The 14,597-nt window shown below is 64.3% G+C and carries 12 protein-coding genes; 4 read left to right on the top strand and 8 right to left on the bottom strand.

The window, feature by feature from the left end; all coding sequences use genetic code 11:
* The first annotated feature begins 387 nt into the window (after positions 1-387).
* Positions 388-2,040 (top strand): 2-isopropylmalate synthase, encoded by a 1,653-nt coding sequence (gene leuA / locus IAG25_RS26095; protein WP_187607421.1) that lies wholly within the window; start codon positions 388-390, stop codon positions 2,038-2,040.
* Between the two features lie 16 nt (positions 2,041-2,056).
* Here the strand turns inward: leuA and IAG25_RS26090 are convergent, their stop codons facing one another.
* Both IAG25_RS26090 and IAG25_RS26085 read right to left on the bottom strand, forming a co-directional pair.
* The gene (locus IAG25_RS26090; RefSeq protein WP_008351729.1) at positions 2,057-2,440 is read right to left on the bottom strand and encodes a nuclear transport factor 2 family protein; all 384 of its coding nucleotides are present in this window, start codon (positions 2,438-2,440) and stop codon (positions 2,057-2,059) included.
* 45 nt (positions 2,441-2,485) lie between these two features.
* Positions 2,486-3,052 carry an acyloxyacyl hydrolase gene (locus tag IAG25_RS26085; RefSeq protein WP_187607420.1) on the bottom strand — a complete coding sequence of 189 codons (567 nt, stop codon included), beginning with the start codon at positions 3,050-3,052 and terminating at the stop codon, positions 2,486-2,488.
* A 360-nt stretch (positions 3,053-3,412) separates the two neighbouring features.
* Here IAG25_RS26085 and rpoH point away from each other — a divergent pair, with 360 nt between their 5' ends.
* Positions 3,413-4,348, top strand: a complete 936-nt coding sequence (gene rpoH / locus IAG25_RS26080; RefSeq protein WP_187607613.1) for an RNA polymerase sigma factor RpoH — start codon at positions 3,413-3,415, stop codon at positions 4,346-4,348.
* A gap of 131 nt (positions 4,349-4,479) precedes the next feature.
* Here the strand turns inward: rpoH and nagE are convergent, their stop codons facing one another.
* The 5 genes from nagE to IAG25_RS26055 form a co-directional block, all read right to left on the bottom strand.
* Entirely contained in the window at positions 4,480-6,270 is a 1,791-nt protein-coding gene (gene nagE, locus IAG25_RS26075; protein WP_187607419.1) for an N-acetylglucosamine-specific PTS transporter subunit IIBC, read from the bottom strand.
* 66 nt (positions 6,271-6,336) lie between these two features.
* Complete coding sequence (gene ptsP, locus IAG25_RS26070; RefSeq protein WP_187607418.1) at positions 6,337-8,925, bottom strand: phosphoenolpyruvate--protein phosphotransferase; 2,589 nt, start codon at positions 8,923-8,925, stop codon at positions 6,337-6,339.
* 12 nt (positions 8,926-8,937) lie between these two features.
* The gene (locus IAG25_RS26065; protein ID WP_187607612.1) at positions 8,938-9,945 is read right to left on the bottom strand and encodes an SIS domain-containing protein; all 1,008 of its coding nucleotides are present in this window, start codon (positions 9,943-9,945) and stop codon (positions 8,938-8,940) included.
* Positions 9,938-11,041 carry an N-acetylglucosamine-6-phosphate deacetylase gene (gene nagA / locus IAG25_RS26060; RefSeq protein ID WP_035497562.1) on the bottom strand — a complete coding sequence of 368 codons (1,104 nt, stop codon included), beginning with the start codon at positions 11,039-11,041 and terminating at the stop codon, positions 9,938-9,940. Before nagA ends, IAG25_RS26065 begins: the two co-directional genes overlap by 8 nt.
* 164 nt (positions 11,042-11,205) lie before the next feature.
* Positions 11,206-11,940, bottom strand: a complete 735-nt coding sequence (locus IAG25_RS26055; protein ID WP_187607417.1) for a GntR family transcriptional regulator — start codon at positions 11,938-11,940, stop codon at positions 11,206-11,208.
* Between the two features lie 355 nt (positions 11,941-12,295).
* On the opposite strand from IAG25_RS26055, the gene IAG25_RS26050 reads away from it, so the two are divergent.
* A complete protein-coding gene (locus IAG25_RS26050; protein ID WP_309243966.1) occupies positions 12,296-13,186 on the top strand; it encodes a bifunctional helix-turn-helix transcriptional regulator/GNAT family N-acetyltransferase in 891 nt (296 codons plus the stop codon).
* A 65-nt stretch (positions 13,187-13,251) separates the two neighbouring features.
* On the opposite strand, the gene IAG25_RS26045 is transcribed toward IAG25_RS26050, so the two are convergent.
* A complete protein-coding gene (locus tag IAG25_RS26045; RefSeq protein ID WP_187607415.1) occupies positions 13,252-14,064 on the bottom strand; it encodes a MetQ/NlpA family ABC transporter substrate-binding protein in 813 nt (270 codons plus the stop codon).
* A 200-nt stretch (positions 14,065-14,264) separates the two neighbouring features.
* Between IAG25_RS26045 and IAG25_RS26040 the strand changes: the two genes are divergently transcribed.
* Positions 14,265-14,564: a YciI family protein gene (locus IAG25_RS26040; protein ID WP_187607414.1), complete on the top strand. Its 300-nt coding sequence runs from the start codon at positions 14,265-14,267 to the stop codon at positions 14,562-14,564.
* Positions 14,565-14,597: the final 33 nt, after the last annotated feature.

Below are 14,597 nucleotides of genomic sequence, written 5' to 3'. Positions count from 1 at the left end.
ATCGCATGAGCTTCACCCAGCCTTCCTCTCTCCGAATTATCCCGGGCCGCCTAGCGCGGCCCCTATCGCTACGTCTAGCGTAAGTCGCCAGACGTAGCGCCGCGCGTCGCAAGGCGCCCGGTCCTGCCAGCAGTCTCTGTAGTTCCTTTTCTTACCACCTGTAGTCGTCAGCTTTTCGTTCGCGCATCCCGCGAAACGGAAACGCGAGGGTCAAATGCACGTTGCTCCGCGCACGTTCACGTTGGTCACAGGCGTCACCATCGCTGGTGATTCCGCGACACGCGCGCGCCGCACCGCCTCACGTGCATCCCGCCACGCCCGGCCAGCCGCCGGACACGGCCTCTCTCGCAGGCGCTACGCAAACCGTCCGAAGAGAGATCGACGATCATGATGCCGAACCCCGCCGAGAAATACCGCCCGTTTCCGCAAGTCCGTCTGAATGGCCGCCGCTGGCCGAACCGCACGATCGAAAAGGCGCCCATCTGGATGAGCACCGATCTGCGCGACGGCAACCAGTCGCTCATCGAGCCGATGAGCATCGCCGCGAAGCTCGAGTTCTTCGAGATGCTGGTGAAAATCGGGTTCAAGGAAATCGAGGTGGGGTTCCCGTCGGCATCGCAGACCGATTTCGACTTCGTGCGCAAGTTGATCGACGAAAAGCGCATCCCGGACGACGTGACCATCGAAGTGCTCGTGCAGTCGCGGCGCGAACTGATCGAGCGCACGTTCGAAGCGGTCGCGGGCGCGAGCAAGGTGATCGTGCACCTCTATAACGCGATCGCGCCGTCGTTCCGCAAGATCGTGTTCAATCAGTCGAAGGAAGAAGTGAAGGCGCTCGCCGTCGAAGGCACGCGCCTCATCAAGGAATGTGCGGCGGCACGGCCGGAAACGCACTGGACCTATCAGTACTCGCCCGAGACTTTCAGCATGACGGAGCTCTCGTTCGCGCGGGAAGTCTGCGACGCCGTCGCGCAAATGTGGCGTCCGACGCCCGATCACAAGATGATCGTGAACCTGCCCGCGACGGTCGAAGCCGCGATGCCCAACGTGTTCGCCGATCAGGTCGAGTGGATGGACCGCAACATGGGCTATCGCGACAGCATCGTGCTCTCGGTGCATCCGCATAACGATCGCGGGACGGCGGTGGCCGCGGCGGAAATGGCGGTGCTCGCGGGCGCGGACCGCATCGAAGGCTGTCTCTTTGGCAATGGCGAGCGCACCGGCAATGTCGATCTCGTCACGCTCGCGATGAATCTCTATACGCAAGGCATCGATCCGGGGCTCGATTTCTCCGATATCGACGCCGTGCGCCGCGTTGTCGAGCGCTGCAACCAGATTCCGGTGCATCCGCGTCATCCGTATGCCGGCGACCTCGTGTTCACCGCGTTTTCGGGTTCGCATCAGGACGCGATTCGCAAGGGCTTCGCGCAGCGCGTGCCGGGCACGGTGTGGGAAGTGCCCTATTTGCCGATCGATCCGGCCGATCTCGGCCGCAGCTACGATGCCGTGATCCGCGTGAACAGCCAGTCCGGCAAGGGCGGCTCCACTTTCCTGCTGGAACGCGGCTTAGGCTTCACGCCGCCGCGCCGCGTGCAGATCGAGTTCAGCCACGCCGTGCAACGGATCACCGATGCATCCGGCGCGGAAATCGGCGGCGACGCAATCTGCGAACTCTTCAAGCGCGAGTATTTCGACGCGGGCGGGCCGGTTTCGCGCGTCGACGTGTCGACGCTGTCGGTATTCGGGAAGCGCGTCGCGGTGACGCCGCCAGCCGGCACGACGAGCGGCGACGTTTACGCGCAGACGGTCGCCGCAGCGCTCGGCGTGGACGCAAACGTGAACTGGTTCGAAACCGCCGTGACGGCGGGCGGCGATACGGCGGCGTTCGTCGGCTGCCGCGTCGGCGACGGCCAGACGTGCTTCGGCGTCGCGGTGCATGCGAATCCGGCGCTCGCTGTCGCCGATGCGGTCGTGAGCGCGGTGAACCGTTCCGGGCGCGTCGTGGAGGACGTGCGGCAGGACGAAGCCGTCGAAGCCTGACAAACCGCGCGCGTGGCTATTCGAGCGCCACGCGCGTCGCCTGCAGTGCGAGCAGCTGCCATTGGCCCTCGGTCTGCACGTGAACGGCGGTATAGGCGATCGGAAACAGAAGCGCGCCGTTCTTCGACTCCATCTCGATCAGCGCGCGGCCCGATACGAGGCACGTGTCGCGGCCGGCGGGCAGCACGTCCTGCGACTGGATCTCGATCTGACGATAGCGGCGGCGGCCTGCGGTGATCGCGTCGATGAACTGGCGCTTCGTCTCCCGCTTGCCGTTCGTGTGGACGTAGCTGACGTTCTCGGCCAGCAGCGCGTCCAGCGCCGGGCCGTCGCCCTCGACCATCGCACGGAAACGGTCACGCTCGAGGCCGCGGATCGCCTCAATGGTTTTTGCCGGCATCTGTCGAGTCCTCTTGCGTCGAGGAACCGATGCGCCGGCGCCTCGTCAGAAGTTGTATTGCAGATATAGCTGGCTGAAATTTATACCAGGATTCGGCTCTTTGATACCGCCGTTCGACAGATGCTGGAAACGAAAGCCCGCCTGATAGTTCTGCTGCGCGCCGAAGATCATGCCGACGCCCACCATGTCCGCGAACTGGAACGCCGAGCCCACCGAGAAATTCTCCGTGATGCGCGTATGTGAGAGCAGCCGCACGCCGACGCCCGCCTCGATGAACGGCCGGAAGTAGCCGGAGCTCTTCACGAAGCGCACCACCGGCGTAATGCCGACCTCCCAGATGTTCGGGTGGACTGCGTTATCCTCGGTCGTGTGCCAGTAGGACACGTGCCCTTCGCCGATGAGCGTGAAGTGGAATCCGCCGATCTCCCACCAGTTGAGGCCCGGATCCCAGGCCACGCCGAGGTCGGCTTTCTTGATGTCGCGATCGGCGACGCCGCCGGCGATCTGAAGGCCGAAACGATCGGCGTGAGCTGCCGCCGACGCAAGGCCGAATGCGGCAAGAACCGCCACGCGGGAAAGCGGACGTTGCCACGAACTCTTGTTTTTATGCATGAGCACCCCAATTACTCCGATGACGGGCGTGTTTCATTAAGAGCGTTGTCTCGCGATTCTAGAGACGTTTTTCAGAATTTGCAGGAATCGCAACCACCGTCTCCGTTTGTTGAATTTTCTTTCGCCGCAGCGCACAAAAGCGGTAACGGATTCGAAAGCAGCTTCATCACCGGTACTTTCTTCCGCTTATCATGCAACGGTCTGTCCTATTGACCTTGCTAATTCGATAGTTTTTGTGGGAACTCCCACATTCCCCTCCGCTCTAACACTTAGCACTCGATGAACCGGAGTGCTAATATCGTGTCTGACCTGTCGCTGTTGTTAAGCGGCGAGTGAATTGTTGATAAGGAGCTTATGAGCGTGACCAATGCGATGACCCTTCCGAATGTCGTGAACTCGGCACCTGCCAAGGCATCTTCGGCAGGCGCGCTGACGTACGCACAGTCGTCGATGCTGACCGGCCAGATCGGCAACATCGATTCCTACATACAAGCAGTGAACCGTATTCCGATGCTCCCGCAGGCGGAGGAACGTCAGTACGCCACCGAGTTCCGCGAGCAGGGCAACCTGAACGCCGCGCGCCAGCTCGTGCTTTCGCACCTGCGGCTCGTCGTGTCGATCGCCCGTAACTATCTCGGTTACGGCCTGCCGCACGCGGACCTGATCCAGGAAGGCAACATCGGTCTGATGAAGGCCGTGAAGCGCTTCGACCCCGAGCAAAACGTGCGCCTGGTTTCGTACGCCATGCACTGGATCAAGGCCGAGATCCACGAGTACATCCTGCGCAACTGGCGCATGGTGAAGGTCGCGACGACCAAGGCGCAGCGCAAGCTGTTCTTCAACCTGCGCAGTCACAAGACCAGCCACTCGGCGTTTACGCCGGACGAGATCGAAGGTCTCGCGAGCGAGCTGAATGTGAAGCGCGAGGAAGTCGCGGAAATGGAAACCCGCTTGTCGGGCGGCGATATTGCGCTCGAAGGCCAGGTCGATGACGGCGAGGAAGCGTTCGCGCCCATCGCCTATCTGGCGGACTCGCACAACGAGCCGACGAACGTGATTGCCGCGCGCCAGTTCGACAAGCTGCAGAGCGACGGCCTTGCCGAAGCGCTCGAATCGCTGGATGAGCGCAGCCGCCGCATCATCAAGGCGCGCTGGCTCGACGTGCAGGACGACGGATCGGGCGGCAAGACGCTGCATGAACTGGCCGACGAGTTCGGTGTATCGGCGGAACGCATTCGCCAGATCGAGGCGAGCGCAATGAAGAAGATGCGCTCGGCGCTGCACGAGTTCGCGTAACGCCTGACTGTGTCGTAGCAAACATTGAAAAGCCCGCCGTCCATAAGACAGCGGGCTTTTTCTTTTGCCCTGCGCTGGAAAAGAAAACGGCACCCGAAGGTGCCGTTTTCTTTCAACCATCGATTACCGCATCAGGCAGGCATCGGCGCCGCGCCGCCGCCACTGCCCGACAGGCGTGCGGACAGTTGCGTCGCATAACGTTGGGCCGCCGCGCCCACGACGATGTGGAACGTATCGGCCGACACCCACGCGACATCCAGCGACGACAGACGCTGACGATCCACCGACGACGGATCGCGCACGACCACGCGCAGGCGCGTCTGCGCAACCGCGTCGAGCGATGCGACATTGGTCGCGCCGCCGAACACCGCGAGCCAGCGGAACGGGTCCGGATCGAGCGGGCCGGGCGTCTGGTCGACGCTCGCCGCCGCTGCCGCCGGTTGCGCCGGCGTCGATGAAGCGGGCGTCGCGCCGCGCGTCGACGAATGCTCGAGTTCGCTGCGGATTTCATCGGCGATCAGGTCCGCTTCCGGTCCGATGATCACCTGCACGTTGGTCGCGCCGCGCTTGAGCACGCCACGCGCGCCGACGGTCTTCAACTGCGGTTCCGACACCTTCTCCGTATCCACCACCGACAGACGCAGACGCGTCGTGCAGGCATCGACGAGCGTCAGGTTGGACGCGCCGCCGAGCGCCGCAATGTACCTTGCGGCGCGCGTGTTCGACGCCGCCACCGCCGCGCCAGGAACCGGCGGAATCAGGCCGCCAGCGACCGTGGTATCGACATCGGTTTGTGCATCGGTCGTGGCCGGCTCGCGGCCCGGCGTCGCCATGTTGAACTTGCGGATGAAGAAGCGGAACAGACCGTAGTAGATGACGAAGTAGACGACACCGATCACGAGCGCCAGCCAGCCGCGCTGCGACAGGCCGTAGTTCAGCACGTAGTCGATCGCGCCCGCCGAGAACGTGAAGCCCAGATGGATGCCGAGCGCCGAGCAGATCGCGAGCGACAGGCCCGTCAGCACCGCGTGGATCGCGTAGAGAACCGGCGCGAGGAACATGAAGCTGTACTCGATCGGCTCGGTCACGCCCGTCAGGAACGCGGTCAGCGCCATCGAGAACAGCAGGCCGCCGACGACCGCGCGGCGGTCCTTCGGTGCTTCATGGAACATCGCGAGACACGCGGCCGGAAGGCCGAACATCATGATCGGGAAGAAGCCGGTCATGAAGCCGCCCGCGGTCGGATCGCCCGCGAAGAAGCGATGCAGGTCGCCGTGCACCACCGCGCCGCCGCCCGGAGGCGTGAACGAGCCGAACACGAACCACGCGAGCGAGTTGATGATGTGGTGAAGGCCCGTCACGAGCAGGATCCGGTTCAGCACGCCGAACACGAAGGTGCCGAGCGCGCCGGCCGTCGTCAGCCAGTTGCCCGCCGTGTCGATGGCCGCCTGCACCGGCTGCCATATGTAGCCCAGCACGATGCCGAGTATCAGACACGCGACGCCTGTGACGATCGGCACGAAGCGCTTGCCGCCGAAGAACGCCAGATACTCGGGCAGCTTGATGTCCTTGTACCGGTTGTACATGTAACCCGCCACCATACCGGCGATGATCCCCGACAGCACGCCCATGTTGAGCTTGTCGTTGATGTCCTTCATCACGGCCACTTCGATGAGATAGCCGATCGCGCCGGCGAGACCCGCCGTGCCGTTGTTGTCCTTCGCGAAGCCCACCGCCACGCCGATCGCGAACAGCAGCGGCAGATTGGTGAAGATCGCATCGCCGGCGTCGGCGATCATCTTGATGTTGAAGACGTCGGGCTGGCCGAGACGCAGAAGCAGGCCGGCCACCGGTAATACGGCGATTGGCAGCATCAGCGCGCGACCTAGTCGCTGCATCTTTGCAAACGGGTTGGCGTCCATCGGGTTCTCCAAAAATATAGGTCTTGTCGTTACTGCTTCGGGGATTGCTGAAAAGACATCCGCGAACTAGTCCTGCGGCCAGATTTCGCGGCTTGCCGCTCTTACTGCCTGCGCCGATTCGAGCGCGAGGCAGTCCTCGGCGCGCTGACGGCACAGTTGGTAATCGAGATTGCGCACGCGCGCCTTGATGCCGGGCACGGAACCCGGATCGACCGACAATTCGGTCACGCCGAGACCGACGAGCAAAGGCGCCGCGACCGGATCGCCGCCGAGCGCGCCGCACACGCCGACCCATTTGCCGTGCTTTTCCGCGCCCTGCACCGCCGCCTTGATGAGGCGCAGCACGGCGGGATGCAGGCCGTCGGACTGCGCGGCGAGATCGGGCTGGCAACGGTCCATCGCGAGCGTGTACTGCGTGAGATCGTTGGTGCCGATCGAGAGGAAATCCGCGTACTTCGCGAGTTGATCCGCGAGCAACGCCGCCGACGGCACTTCGATCATCACGCCCACTTCGACCGGCTCGGTGAGGCCGGCTTCGCGCGCCAGTTCGTCGATGCGCGCACGCAGGCGCTGCAGTTCGCCTGCATCCGTCACCATCGGCAGAAGGATGCGCACCGTGCCCAGCGGCTTGACGGCGAGCAGGCCGCGCAACTGATCGTCGAGCAGATCGGGGCGCACTTGCGCGAGGCGGATGCCGCGCAGACCGAGCGCCGGGTTTTCTTCGGGCGGCAGCGTCAGATAGTCGACTTCCTTGTCCGCGCCGACATCGAGCGTGCGGATGATCGCGGTGCGGCCCTGCAGCGCATCGACGATGCCCTGATAGCTTTCCGCATGCTCCGCGACCGTCGGCGCCGACTGGCGATGGATGAACAGCAGTTCGGTGCGCAACAGGCCGACCGCATCCGCGCCGTTTTCGACGGCGGCTTTCGCGTCGTCGAGCGTCGCGATATTCGCGGCGACTTCGATATGACGGCCATCCTTCGTCGATGCGGTTTGTTGCGAGAGCTTGCGATTCGCCTCGCGCACGCCCGCGAGACGTTCGCGTTCGTTGCGCGCGCGTTCGACGTCGAGCGCGGTCGGCGCATGCTCGACGCGTCCCGCCGATGCATCCACGACCACTTGCGTGCCTTCGGGAATCGCGTGCAGCGCATCGCCGATGGCGACGAGCGCCGGAATGCCGATCTGCCGCGCGATGATCGCCGCGTGCGAGGTTGCGCCGCCGCGCGCCATCACGAGCGCGGTGACGCGCGTGCGGTCGATCGAGGACAGATCGGACGGCGTGAATTCCGTGGCCGCGAGGACGGTCTCTTCGGGCAGCTCGCGCGCCGCCGTGTTGCTCAGACCGAGCGCGCGCAGCACGCGCTTTTCGATATCCCGCAGATCGGCGGCGCGCTCGGCGAGCAGGTCGTCCTGCACGTTCGAGAGCAGCGCGATCTGCGCGCGGATCGCCTCGCGCCACGCGAAGCCCGCGCTCTTGCCGAGGCTGATCAGATCGCGTGCGGCATCGAGGAGCGTCGGATCTTCGAGCAGCACGCGATGCACCGCGAAAATGCCCGCTTCGCCGACGGCCCCGCGCTGCGACGCGGTGCGCACGGTTTCGCCGAGTTCGGCATCGACCTGAGCGATGGCTTTGTCCAGCGCGCGGCTTTCCGTCGCCGATGAACCGCTCGGCTGTTCGGGCGGCACGATTTCCTGGTCGTCCCAGCGCACGAGCTTGCCGACCGCGATGCCCGGCGCCGCGCATACGCCGGCGAGCGTATTGGGCGGCAGCGGCTCGCCCGATCCGGCCGGCTTCGCGACCGGCGCGGGCGACTTCGCGCGCGCGGGCGTCTCTTCGACTTCGCCTAGCGCCGCGCGCAGCAATTCGGCGGCGACGGCTTCGATCGCCTGTTGCGCCTGCCCGCCGATAGCCACCAGTTCGATCGTCGCGCCCTCGCCCGCACCGAGCCCGAGCAGCCCGACCACGCTTTCCACGGGCGCCTTTCTGCCTTCGTAGCGCACTTCGACCTTCGCGTCGAAACCGCGCGCCGCTTCGCGCGCCCGCGCCGCCGGACGCGCATGCAGACCGCCCGCATGCGCCAGCGTCAGGCTACGACGCGCCTCTTCCAGCACGTTGACGCCCGTGCGCGCCGTCTCGGCTTTCTCGCCTTGTTTCGCGCGCAACACCAGCATGCGCGAGCCGGCCTTGAGCACGCCGCGGCCGGCGCGATCGATGACGTCGAAGGCATCGCCGTTCGCGACCGCGATCACCGAGACGAGGCTCGGCGCGTGTTGCGCGACGAAGTCCGCATCGAACTCGATGAGCGGATCGCCCGCGCGCACCGTCGCGCCCTGCCCGACTTTCGGCGTGAAGCCCTTGCCGCTCAGCTCGACCGTGTCGATGCCGATATGCACGAGAATCTCCGCGCCCTCCCTGGTGCGCAGCGTCACCGCGTGATGCGTGCGCGCGAGATGCGTGATCGTGCCGTCGCAGGGTGAGACGAGCACGTTATCGAGCGGATCGATGCCGATGCCGTCGCCGAACATGCCCTCGGCGAACACGGGGTCCGGCACATCGGCGAGCGGCACGACGGGACCGGTGAACGGCGCGAGCAGCACGACGTCGTTCGGGTTATCGATGGAATGGTTCAACAGTGACTCCTCGGCACGGCGCATCGGCTATCTCACTCAATGGGTTTCGGTGACCTTGTTCAGGTGGCGCGGCGCGTCGGGATTGCGCCCGCGCGCGGCGGCCAGACCCGCGGCCATTACATAGAACGAAAGGATCGCGGCGATCGGATCGAGCGCCGGGTGATCGGTCGCGACGAGCGGCAGTTCCGCTTCGGCGACATCCTCCGGCGCGGCGAGCAGCACGCGCGCGCCGCGAGCGCGCATATCGGCGGCAAGCTGGATGAGACCCGCCTGCTCCGGCCCGCGCGGCGCGAACACGAGCAGCGGATAGTCGCGGTCGATGATTTCCATCGGACCGTGGCGCACTTCCGCGCTGGAGAACGCTTCGGCCTGGATGCCCGAGGTTTCCTTCAGCTTGAGCGCGGCTTCCTGCGCGATCGCGAGGCCGAGGCCACGGCCGATCACGATCATGCGATCGACGTTCGCAAGCTCGCTGACGGCGCGCGTCCAGTCGAGCTTGCCCGCGGCGCGCAGCGCGTCCGGCAGCGATTTCAGCGCGTTGAGCAATTCGACGTCCCGCTGAACATGCGCGATGACGATGGCCGACAGCGACAGCATCGCGATATAGCTCTTGGTCGCGGCGACCGAAAGCTCGGGACCGGCGAGCAGCGGCAGGAAATATTCGCACGCGCTTTCGAGCGGCGAACCGGTGACGTTGACCGCCGCGACGGTGAACGCGCCCGCGTCGCGCAGCGCCTGCATCGTGCCGACGAGATCGGGGCTCTTGCCCGATTGCGAGAACGCGACGGCGAGTTGTCCGGAGACACGCAACGGCGCCTGCTGGAGCGTGGCGACCGACATCGGCAGCGATGCGACCGGCACGCCGATGCGACTCATCGTCAGGCTTGCGAAATAACTGGCGGCGTGGTCGGAACTGCCGCGCGCGACCGTCAGCGCGACATGGCGCGGCTGCTCGGCGAGCTTGACCGCGAGCTCTTCGATGCGCGAGGTATCGGCGAGCTGGGCCGCGACGACATCGGCGGACTCCAGCGCCTCATTAAGCATATTCGACAATTGATTCTCCTTCGACATACGTGGCGGTCAGCGCGTGTTCCCGGTCGAGCACGACGAGATCGGCCCAGGCGCCGCGCGCGATGCGGCCGCGGTCTTCGAGTCCGAGATAGTCGGCGGGGAAACGCGACAGGCGATTCGAGACGTCCGCGAGCGGAATGCCCAGCGAGACGAGATTGCGCAGCGCCTGATCCATCGTCAGGGTGCTGCCGGCGAGCGTGCCGTCCGCGAGACGCACGCCGCCCATGCACTTGGTGACGTGCTGGCTGCCGAGACGATATTCGCCGTCGGGCATGCCGGCCGCCGACGTGCTGTCGGTCACGACATAGAGACGCGGGATCGCGCGCATCGCGGCGCGGATGGCGCCCGGATGCACGTGCAGCAAATCGGGGATGAGCTCGGCGTACTCGGCATGCGCGAGCGCCGCGCCGACCATGCCGGGATCGCGGTGATGCAGCGGCGACATCGCGTTGAACAGGTGCGTGAAACCGCGCGCGCCGTGCTTGAGCGCGTTGACGGCGTCGTCGTAGGTGCCGAGCGAATGGCCGAGCTGCACGCGCACGCCGCGCGCGGCCATTTCGGAAATGATGTCGAGATGGCCCGAGATTTCCGGCGCGATCGTGACGACGCGAATCGGCGCGAGTTCGAGATATTTGAGCACTTCGTCGCGCACCGCGACGGCGGCGGCGTCCGGCTGCGCGCCGAGCTTGCCCGGATTGATGTACGGCCCTTCCAGATGCACGCCCAGCATGCGCGCGCCGCCCGCTGCGCGATGTTTCGCCTGTTCGCCGAGCCCCGCGACGACTTCCATGAGTTCGTCGCGCGGCGCGGTCATCGTGGTGGCGAGCAGGCTCGTCGTGCCGTGCTGCGCGTGCTGGCGCGCGACGGTGTCCGCCGCATCGCCGCCTTCCATGATGTCGCGCCCGCCGCCGCCATGCACGTGCAGATCGATGAAGCCGGGCAGGATGTATGGCGCGTCGTTGGCGAGCGGATCGGCGATATGGCCTTCGAGCGCCGTCACGCGGCCGTTCTCGAAGCGGACCGAGCCGTGGATCCAGCCGTCGGTCGTGAGTATGTTTCCTTTCAGCATGAAGTTCTCTGGAAGTACGCGATGCATGAATGAGGTTCAGTGCCGTCCACGCCATGCTGCGAGCAGGCTTTCGTCGCGAAAGAAGCGAACGGCTTCCTTGGGTCCTCTCGTTCTCTTGTTTGCTCTCTCGAAGCGTTTCGGGTCATGCGCGTCTGTGCCGACGCTTATCGATGCAGTTCCGCGACGAAGTCGTAGTAGTCGTCGCGACAGTAGGTATCCGTCAATTCGATCGCGCGCTGATCCGCGCAATAGCCGATGCGCGTAATCACGAGCAACGCGGCGCGCGGTGCGACGCCCATCAGCCGCGCGATGTCCGCGCCCGCATTCACCGCGCGGAAATGCTGCAATGCGCGCACCACCGACAAATTGCGCCCTTCCAGATACCGATACAGCGATGCGCCGATCGCGAGCGGGTCCGGCACCACGGCGACGGGCAAGGTCGAATGCTCGACCGCCATCACGATGCCGTCCGCGCGCCGCAGCCGCCTGAGGCTCGCAACGGCCGCGCCCGGCGACAGACCCAGACGCACGGTTTCGTCACGATTCGCTGCGCGCAGTCCGCGATCGAGCCAGATCGAGTCCGGCGTGAAGCCGCGCTGTTCCATCTTTCTGGTGAAACCGGTGAGCCGGGAAAGCGGATCTTCGACGCGCGGCGTGATGAAGCTGCCCGCCCCGCGCACGCGCCGGATCAAACCTTGCTCGACGAGCAGCGCGATGGCCTTTCTGGCCGTGATCCGCGATACACCGACGCCTTCGGACAACGTGCGCTCCGAAGGCAGCGCCTCGCCGGCCGCCCAGTTTCCAGCGTGGATTGCCTTGGCGAGACGAGAAGCCAACTGTAGATAAAGCGGCGTATCGCTCTGCGCGTCCGGCGTCAAATCATCCCAGCGATGCTCCATCGAGCGCTCTCACGTGCTGAAGTGGAGCCCATTATATAACCAACATAATACCAGTCAACGCTAAAGCCCCGCCTCAGGACTACCGCATAAATCGCATACAAATCAATGAGTTAAAATTGTTTAGCCCGTCAGATGGAAACACTTCTTCCATCGGGACTTACCCCTACCGGCAGTCCAATTGCTTAACTGGTCCCTTATTGTCAAATGACCTGCTTTTCGGGCATTTTCGTATTCGCACGGTCGTTCTTTCTTTGGCACAATGCTTGTATTAGTTCGGATTCACAACTAATTCCAACAATATTGATGAGAGACTGACGCGATGGGCAGTATTGATCCGAGCCGTGCCGTTGACGCCGTGCGCCGCTTCAACCGCTTTTATGCGCGCCATACCGGCGCCCTCCACGAACGGCTGCATAAAAGCAGCTTTTCCCTGACCGAAGTACGAATCCTGCATGAACTGGCGCAAGCGCGAGCCACCACGGCCGCCGACTTGTCGCGCAACCTCGGGCTGGATACGGGCTATCTCAGCAGGCTGATCAACAACTTTCAGAAGCTCGGCCTCGTGGTCCGCCGAAAGAACGAGCTGGATGGCCGCGCGCACTTGCTGCGCATCACGCCCGAGGCGAAAGCCAGGGTCGATGAGATCGACCTGCATGTGTCGGCGGAAACCGCCACGCTGCTCAAACGGCTGACCACCGCCGAGATCGATCAGCTATGCAATGCGATGGCGGACGTCGAGCGGCTGCTTTCGCCTGCGTGCGTCGAGGGAGAAACCCGGCTGCGCGTGCCGCGCGCCGGAGACTTCGGCTGGATGATCGAGCGTCAGGCTCACCTCTATTCGGGTGATCGGCCGAAGCTTTTCAGTGAGGCGCGCGCGGCGAAGACGGTGGCGCGCTTTCTCTCCGAGATGCAGGTGAGCACGCCGCGCATCGCCTGCTGGGTGGCCGAACAAGGCAACGCCATGCGCGTGGGTGCGGCTCTGCTTAGTGCGGAGTCCGAACGTCAGGCGCGCATCGAATTATTGTTCGTCGAGCCGGGCGCGCGGCGGCGCGGGCTCGGTGAGCGGCTCGTCGCGGCATGCACGAACTTCGCGCACGGCGCTCGCTACGATCAGGTGATCTGCCGCCTGGATGAACCGCACGAAGAGCTTTGCGCACTGTTCCTGCGGACGGGTTTCACGCCCGTGCAGGAAGGCGCTACGGGCATCGTGTGGCAACGGGAACTACAGCCGGTCTTCGTCGACTGAACTGGGCTGCACGAGTAAAAACGGCGTCCCGTGGGACGCCGTTGCAGATCCGTGCGCGATCGCTTTTAGAACGATGGCACGACCGAGCCTTTGAACTCGCTCTTGAGGAACTGGCGCACGTCGTCGGACTGATACGCCGCGACCAGCTTCTTCACCCACGGCTGGTCCTTGTCTTTCGCGCGCACCGCAATCAGGTTCGCGTACGGGCTATGCACGTCCTCGAGCACGATCGCATCCTTCGTCGGCTGCAGACCTGCCGCAAGCGCGAAGTTCGTGTTGATGGCGGCGGCATCGACGTCGGCGAGCGTGCGCGGCAGTTGCGCGGCATCGAGTTCCACGAGCTTGACCTTCTTCGGATTCTCCGCCACGTCGAGCGCGGTCGCGTTGTTGCCGTTCGTGCCGGCGCCCGCCTTCAACTTGATCACGCCTTGCGATTGCAAAAGCAGAAGCGCGCGATTCTCGTTCGACGGGTCATTCGGCACCGCGACCTTCGCGCCCTGCGGCAAGTCCTTCAGCGACTTCAGCTTCTTCGAATAGACGCCGAGCGGCGAGATATACGTCAGCCCCGCATTCACGATCTTGTAGCCACGCTGCTTGACCTGGCTGTCGAGATACGGCTGATGCTGAAAGCTGTTCGCATCGAGATCGCCGGCGTCGAGCGCTGCGTTCGGCTGAATGTAGTCGTTGAACTCGATCACCTTCACGTTGAGTCCTTCGCGCTTTGCGACCTTCTGCACGACTTGCCAGATCTGCGCGTCGGGGCCGCTGATGGTGCCGACCTTGATCACCTTGTCATCTGCGTGAGCGGCGAGGCTCGTGAACAACGCGACGGACGCCGCGGCGGCGGTAATGGCTTTGAGCAAATTTCTGCGCTGCATGGTGTTCCTGTTTCGATGATGCGTTCTTGCTGCGATTGCCTGATTCGCCCCGGCGAGCGATTCAAACCGGGTGACGGATGTTCGCACAGCATCGGTGCGACGTGAAATACAGAATGCTCATGTGAATATCACCTTCGGCGGTGGGCGGATAGAATCGCCACAAAGCATCACGAACTCTCGCGCTGGAGGCAAACATCGTCATGTACGTGATCAATCTGCGATATACGGGCGCACTCGCCGAAATCGACGATGCCCTCGACGCGCATCGCGTTTATCTCGAACGCTATTTCGCGGCGGGCGTCTTCGTCGTCGCAGGGCCGAAGGTGCCGCGTGACGGCGGCATCATTCTGGCCTCGGGCATCGAACGCAATCGGCTCGATGCGATCATCGCGGAAGATCCATTCGCGCAGCAGGGACTCGCGCATTATGAGATCACCGAATTCAAGGCAACGCGGCTTGCGCCCGGCTTGAATCTGCCCGAACCATCTTCGGACGCTTGAAATGAAAAGTGGCCCGCGCGGGCCACTTTCACA

Source organism: Caballeronia sp. EK (assembly GCF_014384845.1).
GTDB lineage: Bacteria > Pseudomonadota > Gammaproteobacteria > Burkholderiales > Burkholderiaceae > Caballeronia > Caballeronia jiangsuensis.
Note: the sequence above shows the minus strand (reverse complement) of the source record. Positions and strands in the feature narration are given on the sequence as shown.